This is a genomic window from Thermus aquaticus (assembly GCF_001280255.1).
In the GTDB taxonomy this organism is placed as follows: domain Bacteria; phylum Deinococcota; class Deinococci; order Deinococcales; family Thermaceae; genus Thermus; species Thermus aquaticus.
In genome coordinates, this window is sequence record NZ_LHCI01000106.1 from 100903 (window position 1) to 101164 (window position 262).

Here is a 262-nt window from a genome sequence, read left to right on the forward strand (position 1 = left end):
CCCTGAAGGCCTACTTCCCCTCCCTCCCTCATCTCTCCCGCTTTTACAGGGTCCCCCAAAAGGCCCAAGGGATTCTGGCCCACCTGGCCATCCGCCTCGCCGGGGGGATGGGTCTCCTCCAGGTGGTGGACCTCAAACCCATCCCCCTGGCCCACGGCCACCGCATCCACAGCCTCTCCCTCCCTGAAGCCGCTGTGGGCGTGGGGCCCCTGGGCGCGTTCGGCGGTTACGTGCTGATGCCGGGGATGAACGAGCGGGGCCT

The 262-nt window shown here is 68.3% G+C and carries 1 pseudogene; it reads left to right on the forward strand.

Features of this window, described 5'->3' with window-relative positions:
- Window positions 1-262, forward strand: a pseudogene (locus BVI061214_RS13615) (transposase); the annotation flags it as partial.